Origin of the sequence: Desulfosudis oleivorans Hxd3, assembly GCF_000018405.1 — a bacterium.
Taxonomy (GTDB): domain Bacteria; phylum Desulfobacterota; class Desulfobacteria; order Desulfobacterales; family Desulfosudaceae; genus Desulfosudis; species Desulfosudis oleivorans.
The window spans coordinates 1846508-1862583 of sequence record NC_009943.1; the positions used below are offsets into that span (position 1 = coordinate 1846508).

The window sequence follows — 16076 nt, forward strand, 5'->3', positions numbered from 1 at the left end:
CAAGATAAGGAGACATATAAAATGATTGGCATTACTTCTTATGGCGCATTTGTTCCGCGTTACAGACTGAGCCGCAGCTCCATTTTCCAGACCATGGGATGGTTTGCCCCGGCGATCATGATGGTCGCCCAGGGTGAACGGTCCATGTGTAACTGGGATGAGGATCCGATTACCATGGCGGTCGGCGCGGGACGGGATTGCTTGACGGAATATGATAAACAGCAGATCGACGGCCTGTACCTGGCGTCAACCAGCCTTCCGTTTATGGATCGCCAGAACGCCGGCATTGTATCGACGGCGTTGAACTTAAGCGAACATATCGCCACCGCCGACTTCACTTCTTCCCAGCGGGCCGGCACCTCTGCGCTGATTCACGCCGTGGAATCGGTCAAGAGCAAGGAAAAAAACAATGTGATGGTCATCGGTACCGATGCCCGGGAAACCAAGCCCGCCTATTTTTATGAAATGTGGTATGGCGACGGTGCCGCCAGTGTAACCATCGGCTCCAAAGACGTGATCGCGGAATACAAAGGATCATTTTCGTTGACCCGTGATTTTGTGGATCATTATAAGGGAAAAGGCCGTCGCTTTGACTATTTCTGGGAAGAGCGATGGGTAAGGGATGAAGGCTTTTCCAAGATCATTCCCGAAGCGGTCAACGGCCTGTTCGAGAAAATCGGAATGACCGGCGATAAGGTCGACAAGTTTGTGTTTCCCTGCTTTTTCGCCAAGGACCGGAAAAAAATCGCCAAGCTGTGCGGCATTGATCCGTCCAGGGTCACTGATCCGCTGCACGAGGTCTGCGGTGATACCGGCGCGGCCCATGCCCTGCTGATGCTGGCCGCGGCACTGGATGACGCCAAGCCCGGTGAAATTATTGTCGTGGCCGGTTTTGGCCAGGGGTGTGACGCCCTCTGTTTCAAGGTAACCAAAAACATTGCCACCCTTGCGCCCAGGGATGGCGCCCACGGCACTCTTGAGAACAAGCTCTCCATTGATAATTATGCCAAGTTCCTGGTTTTCCGTCAGTTGATCGAACCGGATATGGGCATTCGAGCGGAGGCGCCGCTGCAGACGGCGTTGACGGCCCTGTATCGCAACCGGAAAATGTTGCTTGGCCTGGTGGGCGGCAAGTGCCGTGAGTGTGGTACGCCGCAGTTCCCCAAGTCCAAGGTCTGCGTTAACCCTCACTGCGAGGCCATGCACAGTCAGGATGATTATGAGTTTGCCGGCCAGCCGGCCCGGGTCAAGACATTTACCGGGGATATGCTGTCGGTCAGTGTGGATCCGCCCAATATTTACGGTATGGTTCAATTTGACAACGGCGGCCGCATGATGGCGGATTTTACGGATTGCAGCATTGACGATGTCAAGGTCGGCCTGCCGGTGGAAATGGTTTTCCGTCGGCGGGTGGTCGATCCGGAACGCAAATTTTCGTCCTATTTCTGGAAGGCCAAGCCCATTGCCGGTGCTGCCGTGGACGAAGTGGACAAGCTTACCATGGACGGCCGGGTGGCGGTCATTACCGGTGCCGGCGGCGGCCTGGGCCGGGCCTATGCCCTGGAATTCGCCCGGCGCGGCGCCAAGGTGGTGGTCAACGACCTGGGCGGCTCCCGTGATGGTTCGGGTAAAGGATCAAAGTCACCGGCTGAAGTGGTGGTCAAGGAGATCCAGGACCTGGGGGGTGAGGCGATTGCCAATTACGACAACGTGGCAACAGCCAAAGGCGGTGAAAATATTATCAAGGCCGCGGTCAAGGCCTTTGGTACCGTGGATATTGTCGTCAATAACGCCGGTATCCTCAGGGACAAGAGCTTTCTCAAGATGGAACCGGAAAACTGGGACGCTGTTCTGGCGGTCCATCTTACCGGTGCCTATAACGTCACCCGGCCGGCCTTTGCCATTATGAAGGAAAAGGGTTTCGGCCGTATCATCATGACCACGTCCGCTGCCGGTCTTTACGGCAACTTCGGGCAGACAAACTACTCCTCGGCCAAGATGGCCCTGGTCGGTTTCATGAATACCCTTAAGCTGGAAGGGGGCAAATACAATATCAAGGTCAATACTGTCGCTCCCCTGGCCGCTTCCCGGCTGACCGAAGACATCATGCCCCCGGAAATTTTCGAGAAAATGAAACCGGAGTATGTGGTACCCCTGGTCACCTACCTGGCCAGCGAGGAGTGCGAGCCCACCGGCAATATCTTTAATGCCGGCATGGGATATTACAACCGGGCCGCCATAATGACCGGCAACACCGTTCAGATCGGCGATAATGATAAGCTGCCCACGCCGGAGGATATTCATAAAAACTGGGATGCCATCAACAGCCTGGAAGGCGCGAAAGAACTGTCCGACCTGAATACCGCCATGATGGATCTGCTGTCAGGCCCCCAGGCGTCCGGCGGCGCTGAAAAAGCCCAGCCGGCCGGTGATGCAGGAGACGTCACCCCCCAGGTGGTTTTTGATATGATGCCCGGCGTCTTCAAGCCGGAAGCCGCGGCCGGTGTAAATGTGGTCTTCCAGTACAGCATTTCCGGTCCCACCGGAGGCGACTGGAACGTCACGGTCAAAGACCAGAAATGCCAGGTGAAAAAAGGCACGGCGAAAAAGCCCACCTGTACCATCAAGATGGCGGACGATAACTTCGTCAAGATGGTGACCGGCAAGCTCAATCCCATGAAGGCATACTCTTCCGGGGATTTGAAGATCGAGGGCGATATCATGAAATCTCAGCTGATTGAAAAGCTGTTTACCTTAAAATAATGGAGGGTGAAGATGGCTACAGGTATCAGAGACAAGGTAGCAATCATCGGCATGGGCTGCACCAAGTTCGGAGAACGCTGGGATGCGAATGGTGAAGATCTGCTCGTTGAGGCGTTTGAAGAGTGCCTGGCGGATTCCGGCCTTGAAAAAAAGGATATTGAAGCCGCCTGGTTCGGCACCTGCCTGGAAGAAATAAATGTCGGTAAAACCGGCATGCCGCTGTCAACCACCCTGCGGCTGCCTATGATTCCGGTGACCCGGGTGGAAAACTACTGCGCCACCGGCACCGAGGCCTTTCGCGGGGCCTGCTATGCCGTGGCGTCCGGGGCCTATGACATCTGCCTGGCCCAGGGGCTGGAAAAACTCAAGGATACCGGTTACGGCGGACTGCCCAACCCGGGCTCCGGCGCCGGCACCCTGACCTGGCAATGGTGGCCGAATATTTCAGCGCCGGGCTGTTTCGCCCAGCTGGCCAGTGCCTATGCCGCCAAGTACAAGGTATCGGACCGGGACCTGAAGCGGGCCATTGCCCACGTGTCGGTGAAAAGCCACGCCAACGGCGCCCTGAATCCCAAGGCCCACCTCCAGAAGGCGGTGACCGAGGAGCAGGTGATGAATTCGCCGATCATCGCCCATCCCCTGGGACTTTTTGACTGCTGCGGCGTGAGTGACGGTTCGGCCTGTGCCATTGTCACCACACCGGAAATCGCCAAAAAGATGGGCAGGAAAAAAGCCGAGATCATCAGCGTCAAGGCACTTCAGGTCGCCCTCAGCAGTGGCCAGGAAGTGGGCTACAATGAATGGGACGGTGAGCACTTTATGACCACTTCCGTATGCAGTACCCGGGCCTATAAGGAAGCCGGTATCCAAGACCCCAGAAAAGAGATCAGCATGATGGAGGTCCATGACTGCTTTTCCATCACCGAGCTGGTTACCTATGAGGATCTGCATATTTCAGAACGGGGCCAGGCCTGGAAGGATTCCTTGAATGGCGTCTATGACCGGGACGGTGAAGTGCCCTGCCAGATCGACGGCGGTCTGAAATGTTTCGGTCATCCCATTGGCGCGTCCGGTCTGCGGATGCTCTATGAAATGTACCTGCAGCTTTTGGGCCGGGCGGACAAGCGCCAGCTGGACAATCCTAAAATCGGGTTGACCCATAACCTGGGCGGTTTTCCGTTCCAGAACATCTGCGCCATCTCCATTATTGGCAAATACGGCGAATAGGCAGACAACGACGAACAGGGGCGGCCCGGTGCCGCCCCTGCTTGCCGGCCATCAACTTCAATTGCGCGAGGGACCATGGATTTTACACTCACCAAATCCCAGAAGGAGATTCAAAAGGCCGTCCGGGATTTTGTCAAAGGCGAGTTCGACAAGGATATGGGGCTTGATCTGGAAAAGGAGCGCGCCTATCCGGCCGAAGTGCTGGCCGCGGCGTGCGACCTGGGGTTTATCGGCATCCATTTTCCTGAAAAATACGCGGGTGCCGACCTGGGCCTGTTTGAAAACTGCCTGATCGGCGAGGAGCTGTGCCGAAAGGATTCCACTCTGGGGCTGGCCCTGATGCTCACGGGCTACGGCGCTGAATGTATTCTCCGCTTCGGGAGTGAGGCCCAGAAGGAAAAATATTTGCCGGTCGTGGCGGAAGGAAAAGCCTTTTCCGCGGCGGCATTCCTGGAAGCGGGTCAGGGATTTGATCTGCGCACCGTTCAGACCACGGCCCGTAAAGAGGCCGATGGCTGGGTGATCAGCGGTGCCAAGTCCCTGGTGCTAAACGGTGGCACGGCCGGGTTTTACGTGGTGCTCTGCCGCACCGATGACGCGGCCCCCGCGCCGGACGGGCGGCTGAGCATGTTCGTGGTGGACGCCGGCCTGCCGGGAATCTCCTGCCAGGATGCTGGACGCCGCATGAGCTGCAACATGCTGTCTGCCGCGGACGTGACCTTTGACAGTGTCAAGGTCGGGGCCGACGCGCTGCTGGGTTCGGAAGGCAAGGGGTTTGTCCAGGTGAACGCCTATTTTAACGAGCTGCGGGTGGTACTGGCAGCCCTGGCCGTAGGCATCGCCCAGGGGGCCTATGAAAAGGCCCTAGCTTACATCAAACAGCGGGAGCAGTTCGGCAAGAAGCTTGTTGAGTTTCATATCACCTGGCACAAGGTGGCCACCATGGCGACGCAGATCGAGTGCGCGCGCACCTTTGTCTACCGGGCCGCCTGGACCTTTGACCAGGGCAAGCTGGATGCGGGGCTGTCCGCAATGGCCAAGATGACGGCGGCCAAAGCGGCCGTGGATGTGGCCTACGAGGCGATCCAGCTGTACGGCGGTTACGGGTTCATGACCGAGTATGAAGTGGAACATTTTTACCGGGACGCCAAGTTTATTGACCTTTTCTGCGGTGCCGTGGGTGTCCAGAAAGATGTGATCGCGGAAACCATTGTCGGTAAAATAAAATAACGCACGGGTGGAGGACATTATGGATATACTGCATTATACGGAAGCCCATGAAGCGTTCCGCAAGCGGCTCCGCGCATTCTGTGAAAAAGAGATCACCCCCCATGTCGAGGAGTGGGAGGCAAGCCATATCGTGCCCAAAAGCGCCTGGAAGGCCATGGGTGCCGGAGGGTTTTTGTGTACCAACGCGCCGGCTGAATACGGTGGCCACGGCCTGGATTTTCTCTATTCGGTGATCGTGGCCGAAGAGCTGGCCCGGACCAACCACACCGGGCTGGCCGCGCCCCTGCACAGCGACATCGTGGTGCCCTACATCGTTTCCTACGGCTCGGAGGAGATCAAGAAAAAATACATTCCCGGGTGCACGTCCGGCGACATCATCACGGCTGTGGCCATGACCGAACCGGATGCCGGCAGTGACGTTGCCGCCATGACCACCATCGCGGTGGAAGAGGGCGACGAGGTAGTGCTCAACGGGTCCAAGACCTTTATCACCAACGGCATCAACGCCGACCTGGTGGTGGTGGCGGCAAAGGACCCGGCCGCGGAAAACCCCCACCAGGCGGTTTCCCTTTACATTGTGGAAGACGGCACCCCCGGTTTTACCCGGGGCCGGCACCTGGAGAAGATGGGCTTCCACAGCCAGGACACGGCCGAGCTGTTTTTCACCAACTGCCGCATCCCCAGGAAAAACCTGCTGGGCGAAAAGAACATGGGGTTTGTCATGCTCATGGAAAAGCTTCAGCAGGAGCGGCTGATCTGCGCGGTCATGGCCCAGTTTGCCGTGGAGATCATGATGGAGGCCGTGGTGGGGTACTGCAAGGGCACCAAGGACACCACGGGCAAGCCCTACTCAAAACACCAGGCCGTCAACTTCCAGCTGGTGGAGATGATGACCGAGGCCCATATCGGACGGGTGTTTATGGAAAAGCTGGTGGCCGACCACATGGAAGGAAAGAACGTGGTTCGGGAGACCTGCATGGCCAAGTACTGGCACACCGACCTGACCCAGACGATCTCCAACCAGGTGCTGGACCTGATCGGCGAGGAGGCCACGGCCGAACGGAGCCTGATTCTGAGGGGCTGGCGGGACCTGCGGGTGCTGCCGATTTTTGCCGGCACCAACGAGATCATGAAGCTGGTGGTGGGGAAGATGTCGGGCCTGTAAGCCGGCGTACCTGTTTTATCATCGAAATCGCTATCGGGATCGGGATCGAAATCGATAAACGTCAACCTCGATCCCGATAGCGATAGCGATTTCGATCCCGATACATTAATGAATGAGGAAAGGATTCTTCCATGCTTGCCAACGGCTCCCTGACCGGCATCAAGGTGATCGATCTTTCACGGCTGTTGCCCGGCCCTTACTGCACCATGATCCTGGCCGATCACGGGGCCCGGGTCATTGCCATCGAGGACCGGCGCTTTCTGGCAGACGGCCTGTTTTTAAACACCGTCAACCGGAACAAGGAACACATCACGTTAAACCTGAAAAGCGAACAGGGGAAAAAGATATTCTTTGATCTGGTCAAAGACGCTGACGTGGTGGTGGAGGGCTTCCGGCCCGGCGTGGTGGAAAAGCTGGGCGTGGATTACAAAACCGTGGCCGAAAAAAACCCTAAAATCGTTTACTGCTCAATTTCCGGCTACGGCCAGACCGGTGAATACCGGGACAGAAGCGGTCATGACGTAAACTATCTGGCCCTGTGCGGCGTGCTGGACCTGATCGGTGACAAGGACAGGCCGCCCGCTATTCCCGGGGTGCAGTTCGCCGATATCGCCGGCGGCGGCATGAGCGCGGCCATCGGCATTCTGCTGGCCCTGGTGGCCCGGCAGACAACCGGCAAGGGCCAGTACATCGACATCTCCATGACCGATTCCATGCTGGCCTTTCTTCCCACAGCCCTGTTCATGCACCATGCCATCGGTGTCTTTCCGGAGCGGGCCAACGCCCTTCTGTCTCACCGGTACGCCTTTTACAACACCTATGAAACAAAGGACGGCCGCCACATCTCCATCGGGGCACTGGAGCACCGGTTCTGGAAAAACCTCTGCGCCCACCTGGGCCTTGATGCCTTTATTCCCCTGCAGTATGATGAGCCACGGCGGCAGGAGATCATCGACACCCTAAGAGACATCTTCCGGGCCAAAACCCTGGACCAATGGAAAACCGATCTGGCCGGTGTGGACTGCTGCTGGGCTCCGGTCCAGTCCGTGGCCGAAGTGCTGGACGATCCTTTTTTTGCCCACAGAGAAATGGTGGTGGACAGCGGTGATCCGGATGCCCGCAAAGCCAAAACCATCGGGGTGCCGGTCAAGCTTTCCGACACGCCGGGCAGCGTGCGTACCGTGCCGGACAGTTTCGGCCAGAGCACGGTTGCCGTGCTGGGCGAACTGGGATATACAAAAGAACAAATCGAAACCTTTTTTAAAGACGGAGTGGTCTGATGCATGTGATGCTCCAAACCCTGGGCAGTTCCATCGGCAAGAAGCTGCTGATGGCGCTCACCGGGTTCTGTTTCTGCGGTTTTCTGGCGGTTCACCTGGCCGGCAACCTGTCGGTGTACGGCGGCCCCGCTTTTTTCAACAGCTACGTCGAGCACCTGCACTCCCTGGGGGTGCTGATTCACGTGGCGGAAATCGGCCTGCTGGCCCTGGCCCTGGTCCATGTGACCACCGGCATTCTTCTTTTTATCGGCAACCTGCGGGCCCGGCCGGTGCGCTATGCCGTGTCCCGGCGGTCCGGGGGCCGCACCTGGGGCTCGGCCACCATGCCTTACACCGGCTTTGTCATTCTGGCCTTTGTGATCTATCACCTGATCGGGTTCCACTTTGCCGACCATTCCACGCGGACCGTATTCCAGATCATGACCGACGCCTTTGCCTCTCCCGGCGTGGCGCTACTGTACAGCGCCGCCGTGCTCCTGGTGGGCCTGCACATCAGCCACGGCTTCTGGAGCCTTTTTCAGACCTTCGGCGCCAACCATCCAGCCTACATGCCGGTGATTGAGAAGATCGGCATGGGGTTTGCCGTTTTTGTGGCCGTGGGGTTTGGTTCCATTCCGATTTATCTGTGGTTATCATAAAAAACAAGAAAGAGGATTTTTATGCACCTTGACGCGCACATACCCGCCGGACCGCTTGCGGAAAAGTGGGACCGTCACCGGTTTGAGTTGAAGCTGGTCAACCCGGCCAACAAGCGCAAGTTCACCGTCATCGTGGTGGGCACCGGCCTGGCCGGTGGCGCGGCTTCGGCATCCCTGGCCGAGCTGGGGTATAACGTAAAGACCTTCTGTATTCAGGACAGTCCCCGGCGGGCCCACAGCATCGCGGCCCAGGGCGGTATCAACGCGGCCAAGAATTACCAGAACGACGGGGACAGCGTGTGGCGGCTCTTTTACGACACCATCAAGGGCGGCGACTTTCGTGCCCGGGAAGCCAATGTCTACCGCCTGGCCCAGCTCAGCGTCAACATCATCGATCAGTGCGTGGCCCAGGGGGTTCCCTTTGCCCGGGATTACGGGGGCCTGCTGGCCAACCGCTCCTTTGGCGGGGCACAGGTGTCGCGCACCTTTTACGCCAAGGGCCAGACCGGCCAGCAGCTGCTGCTGGGGGCCTACGGCGCCCTGGCGCGCCAGATCAAGGCCGGCAAGGTGACCATGTTCCCCCGCCGCGAGATGCTTGACCTGGTAATGGCCGACGGTAAGGCCCGGGGCATCACGGTGCGCAACCTGATTACCGGCGAGATTGAATCCCATGCCGCCGATGCCGTTGTACTGGCCTCCGGCGGTTACGGTAACGTGTTTTACCTTTCCACCAACGCCATGTCCAGCAACGTCACCGCCGCCTTTCGGGCTTACAAAAAAGGGGCCTGTTTTGCCAATCCCTGTTTTGTGCAGATTCATCCCACCTGCATCCCGGTCCACGGCACCTACCAGTCCAAGCTCACCCTGATGAGCGAAAGCCTGAGAAACGATGGCCGGGTGTGGGTACCCAAAAAACCCGGGGACCGGCGGGCCCCTCACGAGATTCCGGAAAACGAGCGGGACTACTACCTGGAAAACAAGTATCCCAGCTTCGGCAACCTGGTGCCAAGGGACGTGGCCTCCCGTAATGCCAAGGAGCAGTGCGACCAGGGCAAGGGCGTGGGCTCCACCGGCCTGGCCGTTTACCTGGATTTTGCCGATGCCATAAAGCGGGACGGGGAAAAGGCCATTGAGAAAAAGTACGGCAACCTGTTTGCCATGTACGAAAAGATCACCGGCGAAAATCCTTATAAAACCCCCATGATGATCTACCCGGCCGTGCACTACACCATGGGCGGGCTGTGGGTGGACTACAACCTCATGAGCAACCTGCCCGGCCTGTTCGTGCTGGGCGAGGCCAATTTTTCCGATCACGGCGCCAACCGGCTGGGCGCCAGCGCCCTGATGCAGGGGCTGGCCGACGGCTATTTTGTGATTCCCTACACCATCGGCGGGTATCTTGCCGGCACGCCGCTGGAGAAAATCACCACCGGCCACGTGGCTTTCAAGGAATCCGTAACCCAGTGTGCCGGTCAGGTCGACCGGCTGTTGTCCATCAAGGGCCGTCGCACGGTGGACGATTTTCACAGGAACCTGGGAAACATCCTGTGGGACCACTGCGGCATGGCCAGAAACGACGAAGGCCTGGCAAAAGCCAAAGAGATGGTGGCCACGTTGAAGCAGGAGTTTTATGAGGACGTCACGGTTCCCGGCAGCGGGGCCGATCTGAACCAGTCCCTGGAAAAGGCCGGCCGGGTGACCGACTTTTTCGAGTTTGCCGGCCTGATGATCGACGATGCCCTGGCCCGGCGGGAGTCGTGCGGGTGCCACCTGAACGAGGCCTTTCAGACTGAGGAGAACGAGGCCCGGCGGGACGATGAAAACAACTGCCACGTATCGGTGTGGGAATATGCCGGCCAGGATAAAGGCCCTGTGTTTCACAAGGAGCCCCTTGTGTTTGAAAACGTCAAACTGACCCAGAGGAGTTACAAATAATGGACCGCATCAATCTGACCTTGAAGGTATGGCGCCAGGAAAACGGCGACAGCAAAGGCGGGTTTGAAACATACACGGCCAGGGATATTTCCACGGACATGTCGTTTCTTGAAATGATGGACGTGGTCAACGAGGAACTGGCCCTGGCCGGCAAAGAGCCCATCGCCTTTGACCATGACTGCAGGGAAGGGATCTGCGGCATGTGCGGCGCCGTGGTCGGCGGCTTTGCCCACGGCCATGAAAAGGGCACCACGCTCTGCCAGCTTCACATGCGCCACTTTTCCGATGGCGACACCGTGGTGATCGAACCGTGGCGATCCCGGGCCTTCAAAGTGGTAAAAGACCTGGTGGTGGACCGCAGCGCCTTTGACAGGATCATTCAGGAGGGGGGCTATATTTCCGTGAACACCGGCGGTGCCCCGGACGGTAACGCCATTCCCATCTCCCAGGAGGCGGCGGAAAAGGCCATGGACGCGGCCTCCTGTATCGGGTGTGGGGCCTGCGTGGCGTCCTGTCCCAACGGCGCGGCCATGCTCTTTGTGGGTGCCAAGATCTCCCAGCTGGCCCTGCTGCCCCAGGGCCGGCCCGAAGCCGGACAGCGGGTTCGGGCCATGTTAAAGGCCCACGACAGCCTGGGGTTTGGCAACTGTTCCAACGAGCGGGAGTGTGAGGCCCGGTGTCCAAAGAATATTTCCATTGTCAACATTGCCCGCATGAACCGTGAGTTTATCAAGGCCGGGCTTTTAGCAGAATGAACCTGATCGGCATCATGGCCGACAGTCATGGAGACGTGAAGTCCATGGTCGCCGGCATTGCCGCGCTTCGCGCCCTGGGCTGTGAGCCCCTGTTTCACCTGGGCGATATCTGCGACTCCGCCTATCCACAGACCACGGAAGCCTGCGTGGCCCTGCTGCGCGATCACGATGTGCTGGCAATCAAGGGCAACAACGAGCACACGGTTTCCGTCAATTACGCGGGGCAGGAGAGCCCGGTGGTCAGTGATGCCACGGCCCTGTACATGGGCCGGCTGCCGCTGGTGCGCACCTTTTTCGGGGCACTGTTTGCCCACTCCCTGCCCTTTGAAAAAGAGCTGGGCCTGTCGGCCATGGTCCGCACAATGGAAACCGCCGAAGCACGGGCCTTTTTCAATTGCTACCCCCACGGCCTGCTGTTCCGGGGCCACAGCCACACCCCCCAGCTGCTGTGGCAGGAAAAAGGGAAAATCCTTACCGAGGCGATTGCCCCGGACCAGCAGCTCCATCTTGTCGACCGGCTGCCCTGCGTGGTCACCTGCGGCGCCCTGGTGGACGGCCTGTGTATGGTATGGCAACCGGAAGATGGGTGGATCCGGTCCATCGCCTGTTCCTGACCCTGCCAGTCGAAGGGCAGCCTGTTTCTGATGGGCCCGGCTATTCAATCAACTGTTCAACAAAAACAGGGGCGCAATACGTTGCGTCCGTCTGAAGGTCATTGCGAGCGAAGCGAAGCAGTCTTTTTCAAAAAACGCTTTCAATAACGCTGCTGTGAAACCGTATTGACACTCCCGGCCGCTCTTGCTATCAATAACGTCACATCCCAACCCACCTTCAACCGGATACAAAAAGGAGCCTGCCATGCCCGCAACACCATCCATGAAGGGAAGTCTTATCTCCGAGCTGGCCACGGATGTCCGCAAACTGATTACCGACGGCAAAGTTTCACAGGCCGAGGTGGAGCGCCGCCTCACGCCCGAAGATCTTGCCATTCTTGATTCCGGGATCATGGTCTCAGGCTGGTATGACGTGCAGTTTTATGCCCGCTGCTCCCGGCTGGTGCGAGATATTCTGGGCCGGGGCAGCAACGAGTATCTTTTCAGGCGCGGCGCGGACCGGGGCAAAGCCCTGATCGACGCCGGTCTCTACCAGCAGATGGACTACGCCAACCGGGCCAAGGTTCAGCTTCAGCAGGGAGTGTCATCCGAAGAACGCTTTAAAAATTTCGGCCGGGACTTAAAGCTCCTGGTCACCCTGAGCCGAAGCCTGCTCAACTTTACCCAGTGGTCCACCATTGTGGACCCGGCCCACAACGACCGTTACCTGATCGTTGTGGAAGGGGCCGAAGGCTATCCCGACGAGCTGGCCTGGGCCACTGAAGGGCTGATCGATTCGATCTCCGCCATCCACGGCATGGGCAACCGCATGTGGCGCCACCGCCGGGTGGGCAAGGACCGGATCGAGTTCCAGATGACAAGGGCGATTTGAGGGGAATGAGAGATACTTAAACTTCGTGTGCCTCCTTTCCTTCGTGATCTTCGTGGTGAGATACAGCCTCGATGAGCCGGAAAAGATCACGATCACGAGTATGATTACGAGCAAGAGAAAGGTTAAGAGGGGTGGCGGTTTTCGATTTCGATAGCGATCCCGATCCCGATTTCGATGACCTGTTCTGAGAGGAGGGGCAGGATATGGTGGCTGAAAATTTTATGGGTAAGTATCTGGCTGATTATACTTTTGAAGATCTGATTGGCATGACCCGGAAACAGTTGATGGCGCTTTTTTATCAGCTTGACGCGCCGGATATGGGGGAGATGCGCGGGGAATACCGGGCCATGCTGCTGGACAGCGGGTATATTATCAACCGGATTCTGGCCCGGCTTTATCTTCATTTCACGTGGGGAGACTGGCAACACAAGGCGTTTGAGCCCCTGGGCGAGGCCCACGGCCACGGGTACAATACATTTATCACGGACCAGACGATCCTTTATGAAAACTACTATGCGGCCGCTTTTATGAAACTGGTAAGCGTTTTTAAATCCTTTTTCCGGACAAACTCGCCCCGGCGCCTGGCCCGGATCATGCTAAACAGAACTTCCATGGTCACGTCGGTGTTTGACGGCCGGCCCTCATTCCAGCTTCGTTACAGAGATTATAATACTTTTTTCACCAGCACCATGACCGACGAGGTGCGAAAGGTCAATGACCGGCTCTATCTGGGCATTGGCAGGCTTACCGTCACCTTTGGCAAATACAACCCCATGCCCTTTGTTCTTATCGGCCCGCCCGGCCCTTGGACAGGGCCGGACATCCCCTGGCCGGAAAATACAAGAAGGTAGAATCACGCCAACTCCCCTGAGAAAATCCGGGCCCGACCGGAAGCCCATGTCCTTGACATTTTATCCGGATGCTATAATGTTTGAAAACATTCACAGGGGGTTACCCCCGAAATATTTTGTCCCGCGCCGTGCACCTGCGGCCGAATAAACTCGTGCAATATCCGGGCTAGTCAGTTGATCTGAATGGGACTGAATTGTGGTGCGGTAAAAAAGGAGAAACAAAAAATGCTGGAGCTCAAGGACATCACCCTGCGTCTGGACGATGGCCGTGCGGTACTGGACGGCGTCAGCGTCACATTGCAGAACAGAAAAATTTATGCTGTTACAGGCCCGAACGGCAGCGGCAAGTCGTCGCTGGCCCGTATCATTATGGGGCTGCAGCAGCCCACGGCGGGACGGATACTGCTTGACGGGCAGGATATTACGGATATGGACATCACCCAGCGGGCCGGGCTCGGCATCGGCTATGCCTTTCAGCACCCGCCCCGTTTCAAGGGCATCAAGGTGCGGGAGCTGATCAAGCTCGCCGACGGCAGCAGAAACAAGGCGGGCATCTGTGACATGCTTTACAGCGTGGGGCTGTGCGCGCAGGAGTACCTGGAGCGGGATGCCGACGCCACCCTTTCGGGCGGTGAGGCCAAGCGTATCGAAATCGCGACGGTGCTGGCCCGCCGCCTGAGGCTTGCGGTGTTCGATGAGCCGGAAGCGGGCATCGACCTGTGGAGTTTTCAGAAGCTGGCCGATACGTTCCGCGAGATGCACGGGAAATCCGACACCACCATCGTGATCATATCCCATCAGGAGCGCATTCTGGAGCTGGCCGATGATATACTGCTCATAAAGGAGGGGCGTCTCGCTCCCGTGCCGCGTGACATAATCCTCACGTCCAATAATTCAGAAGCGAACTGCCGCTGCCGGCAAAGCTGCGGAAAGAGAGGAGAGGCTCATGTTGAGTGCGCTTGACAAACAACTGCTGGAAAAGGTCGCCGACCTGCACGATGTGCCCAAAGGCGCTTATAACATCCGTCGCAACGGAGAGGGCGTTCAGCGCAACACTACCGCCAACATCGACATTGTGACGAAAAAGGATAAACCGGGCATCGACATTCTTGTGAAGCCCGGAACAAAAGGCGAGAGCGTCCACATCCCCGTTATTCTTTCCGCCGAGGGCATGAAGGATGTGGTATACAACACGTTTGAAATAGGTGAAGACGCGGACGTGCTGATTGTGGCGGGTTGCGGCATCCATAACGCGGGCGGCGAAACGGAGCAGCACGACGGCGTACACGAATTCTTTATTCGCAAGGGCGCGCGGATCCGCTACGTTGAAAAGCACTATGGAGAGGGCCCGGGCACGGGCAAGCGCGTGCTCAACCCCAAAACCGTTATTCACGCGGAGGATGGCGCCGTGGTCGAGCTGGAACTCGTGCAGATCATGGGCGTGGATGACACCCGGCGCGACACCGAAATCACCCTGGCCGACCGGGCAAAGCTTGTCGTCACGGAACGGCTGCTCACGGATTTTTCGCAGAAAGCGGCCTCGGGCATTGATATCCGTATCAACGGCGAGGATGCCTCGGCCCAGGTGATATCGCGCTCGGTGGCACGGGGAAATTCCCGGCAGGAATTTTTGTTCAATCTGGACGGCTACAGCCGGTGCCGCGGGCATATCCAGTGCGACGCCATCATCATGGACAATGCCGTGGTGATATCGACGCCGAAAATCGGGGCTTTTTGCGAACACGCGCAGCTCGTTCACGAGGCGGCCATCGGACGGCTTGAATCCCAGCAGCTTTTAAAGCTCATGTCGCTGGGGCTTTCGGAAAAGGAAGCCGAGGACACGATACTCAAGGGGTTCCTGAAATAAAAACCGATTCCGATTTGAATAACAAGAGAGGCCTGAGTGATTCCCACTCAGGCCTCTCTTGTTCCAGGCATTTTCCGTGTAATCACATCTTTGTCGCTGCTTTGTATTCCCGTGTTCGCTCGGCAAGGATTCCCGCGATATCGGGTTTGCCGATGCTCTCTTCGATCAGCCGTTCAAAGGCGCTGCCGATGACCACGCCGTCGGCATGTTGCGCGATTTTAGCCACGTCATCGGCGGTGCTCACGCCAAAGCCCACACAGATGGGAAGCGCGGTGTGACGTTGGACTTTTGCGCACAGGTCGGCGATGTGGGTGGTGTCCAGCCCGCTGCTGCCCGTGACCCCGGTCATGGAAACAAGGTAGAGAAACCCGGAAGCCGACGCCGCTATGGCCCCGATGCGCCCGTCCGGCGTGGTTGGGGCCAGCAGCCGGATCAGGGCAAAATCGTCGCCCTTCCAGCAGGAAGTGAGTTCCGCCGACTCTTCGGGCGGCAGGTCCACCACCAGGACCCCGTCAGCCCCGGCCTGTTTCGCGTCACGGTAAAAGTTTTCCGCTCCATACCGGAAGATGGGGTTGTAATAGGAAAACAGGATGATCGGACCCTGGAATGTTTTGCGCAAGGTGGCCGTCATATCAAAAACGGTTTGCAGGTTCGTTCCATTGGCAAGGGCCCGCTGGGAAGAGCGCTGGATCACCGGCCCGTCGGCCGTGGGGTCTGAAAAGGGTACGCCCAGCTCCAGGATATCGATACCGGCTTCGCACATGGCCCTGATAATGGCCTCGGAGGTTTCAATGGCAGGGTCTCCGGCGGTGACAAACCCCACAAGGGCCTTTTCTTTTTTTGCGGCCAGGCGGTCAAATGTTTCAGTAATACGGTTCAT

At 57.9% G+C, this 16076-nt stretch carries 14 protein-coding genes; 13 read left to right on the forward strand and 1 reads right to left on the reverse strand.

Translation table 11 applies throughout. The features are described 5' to 3' along the window. Positions 1 to 21: 21 nt before the first annotated feature. From DOLE_RS07970 to DOLE_RS08035, 13 genes are all read left to right on the forward strand, one after another. The gene (locus DOLE_RS07970) at positions 22 to 2763 is read left to right on the forward strand and encodes an SDR family NAD(P)-dependent oxidoreductase (RefSeq protein ID WP_012174970.1); all 2742 of its coding nucleotides are present in this window, start codon (positions 22 to 24) and stop codon (positions 2761 to 2763) included. 12 nt (positions 2764 to 2775) lie between these two features. Next, positions 2776 to 3990 carry an acetyl-CoA acetyltransferase gene (locus DOLE_RS07975; RefSeq protein ID WP_012174971.1) on the forward strand — a complete coding sequence of 405 codons (1215 nt, stop codon included), beginning with the start codon at positions 2776 to 2778 and terminating at the stop codon, positions 3988 to 3990. Positions 3991 to 4065: 75 nt separating this feature from the next. Then, positions 4066 to 5220 carry an acyl-CoA dehydrogenase family protein gene (locus DOLE_RS07980; protein WP_012174972.1) on the forward strand — a complete coding sequence of 385 codons (1155 nt, stop codon included), beginning with the start codon at positions 4066 to 4068 and terminating at the stop codon, positions 5218 to 5220. Positions 5221 to 5239: 19 nt separating this feature from the next. After that, a complete protein-coding gene (locus DOLE_RS07985; protein ID WP_012174973.1) occupies positions 5240 to 6385 on the forward strand; it encodes an acyl-CoA dehydrogenase family protein in 1146 nt (381 codons plus the stop codon). A gap of 131 nt (positions 6386 to 6516) precedes the next feature. Next, complete coding sequence (locus DOLE_RS07990) at positions 6517 to 7665, forward strand: CaiB/BaiF CoA transferase family protein (protein ID WP_012174974.1); 1149 nt, start codon at positions 6517 to 6519, stop codon at positions 7663 to 7665. After that, positions 7665 to 8303, forward strand: coding sequence for a succinate dehydrogenase cytochrome b subunit (locus DOLE_RS07995; protein WP_012174975.1), 639 nt, complete (start codon positions 7665 to 7667; stop codon positions 8301 to 8303). Before DOLE_RS07990 ends, DOLE_RS07995 begins: the two co-directional genes overlap by 1 nt. Positions 8304 to 8324: 21 nt before the next feature. Continuing rightward, positions 8325 to 10238, forward strand: a complete 1914-nt coding sequence (locus tag DOLE_RS08000) for a fumarate reductase/succinate dehydrogenase flavoprotein subunit (RefSeq protein WP_012174976.1) — start codon at positions 8325 to 8327, stop codon at positions 10236 to 10238. Then, entirely contained in the window at positions 10238 to 10993 is a 756-nt protein-coding gene (locus DOLE_RS08005; RefSeq protein ID WP_012174977.1) for a succinate dehydrogenase/fumarate reductase iron-sulfur subunit, read from the forward strand. Before DOLE_RS08000 ends, DOLE_RS08005 begins: the two co-directional genes overlap by 1 nt. After that, positions 10990 to 11607 carry a metallophosphoesterase family protein gene (locus DOLE_RS08010; RefSeq protein ID WP_012174978.1) on the forward strand — a complete coding sequence of 206 codons (618 nt, stop codon included), beginning with the start codon at positions 10990 to 10992 and terminating at the stop codon, positions 11605 to 11607. Before DOLE_RS08005 ends, DOLE_RS08010 begins: the two co-directional genes overlap by 4 nt. Before the next feature lie 244 nt (positions 11608 to 11851). Next, a complete protein-coding gene (locus tag DOLE_RS08020; RefSeq protein ID WP_012174979.1) occupies positions 11852 to 12478 on the forward strand; it encodes a hypothetical protein in 627 nt (208 codons plus the stop codon). 203 nt (positions 12479 to 12681) lie between these two features. Next, the gene (locus tag DOLE_RS08025; RefSeq protein ID WP_012174980.1) at positions 12682 to 13329 is read left to right on the forward strand and encodes a hypothetical protein; all 648 of its coding nucleotides are present in this window, start codon (positions 12682 to 12684) and stop codon (positions 13327 to 13329) included. 183 nt (positions 13330 to 13512) lie between these two features. Continuing rightward, the gene (locus DOLE_RS08030; protein ID WP_208596994.1) at positions 13513 to 14292 is read left to right on the forward strand and encodes an ABC transporter ATP-binding protein; all 780 of its coding nucleotides are present in this window, start codon (positions 13513 to 13515) and stop codon (positions 14290 to 14292) included. Continuing rightward, positions 14276 to 15196: a SufB/SufD family protein gene (locus DOLE_RS08035; protein WP_012174982.1), complete on the forward strand. Its 921-nt coding sequence runs from the start codon at positions 14276 to 14278 to the stop codon at positions 15194 to 15196. Before DOLE_RS08030 ends, DOLE_RS08035 begins: the two co-directional genes overlap by 17 nt. A gap of 82 nt (positions 15197 to 15278) precedes the next feature. Here the strand turns inward: DOLE_RS08035 and trpA are convergent, their stop codons facing one another. Then, positions 15279 to 16076 (reverse strand): tryptophan synthase subunit alpha, encoded by a 798-nt coding sequence (gene trpA, locus DOLE_RS08040; RefSeq protein WP_012174983.1) that lies wholly within the window; start codon positions 16074 to 16076, stop codon positions 15279 to 15281.

What these genes read in the sequence shown, in the direction of transcription:
- DOLE_RS07970 (WP_012174970.1), top strand. Translation starts at nt 22, where the DNA reads ATGATTGGCATTACTTCTTATGGCGCATTTGTTCCGCGTTACAGACTG.
- DOLE_RS07975 (WP_012174971.1), top strand. Translation starts at nt 2,776, where the DNA reads ATGGCTACAGGTATCAGAGACAAGGTAGCAATCATCGGCATGGGCTGC.
- DOLE_RS07980 (WP_012174972.1), top strand. Translation starts at nt 4,066, where the DNA reads ATGGATTTTACACTCACCAAATCCCAGAAGGAGATTCAAAAGGCCGTC.
- DOLE_RS07985 (WP_012174973.1), top strand. Translation starts at nt 5,240, where the DNA reads ATGGATATACTGCATTATACGGAAGCCCATGAAGCGTTCCGCAAGCGG.
- DOLE_RS07990 (WP_012174974.1), top strand. Translation starts at nt 6,517, where the DNA reads ATGCTTGCCAACGGCTCCCTGACCGGCATCAAGGTGATCGATCTTTCA.
- DOLE_RS07995 (WP_012174975.1), top strand. Translation starts at nt 7,665, where the DNA reads ATGCATGTGATGCTCCAAACCCTGGGCAGTTCCATCGGCAAGAAGCTG.
- DOLE_RS08000 (WP_012174976.1), top strand. Translation starts at nt 8,325, where the DNA reads ATGCACCTTGACGCGCACATACCCGCCGGACCGCTTGCGGAAAAGTGG.
- DOLE_RS08005 (WP_012174977.1), top strand. Translation starts at nt 10,238, where the DNA reads ATGGACCGCATCAATCTGACCTTGAAGGTATGGCGCCAGGAAAACGGC.
- DOLE_RS08010 (WP_012174978.1), top strand. Translation starts at nt 10,990, where the DNA reads ATGAACCTGATCGGCATCATGGCCGACAGTCATGGAGACGTGAAGTCC.
- DOLE_RS08020 (WP_012174979.1), top strand. Translation starts at nt 11,852, where the DNA reads ATGCCCGCAACACCATCCATGAAGGGAAGTCTTATCTCCGAGCTGGCC.
- DOLE_RS08025 (WP_012174980.1), top strand. Translation starts at nt 12,682, where the DNA reads ATGGTGGCTGAAAATTTTATGGGTAAGTATCTGGCTGATTATACTTTT.
- DOLE_RS08030 (WP_208596994.1), top strand. Translation starts at nt 13,513, where the DNA reads ATGGGACTGAATTGTGGTGCGGTAAAAAAGGAGAAACAAAAAATGCTG.
- DOLE_RS08035 (WP_012174982.1), top strand. Translation starts at nt 14,276, where the DNA reads ATGTTGAGTGCGCTTGACAAACAACTGCTGGAAAAGGTCGCCGACCTG.
- trpA (WP_012174983.1), bottom strand. Translation starts at nt 16,076, where the DNA reads ATGAACCGTATTACTGAAACATTTGACCGCCTGGCCGCAAAAAAAGAA.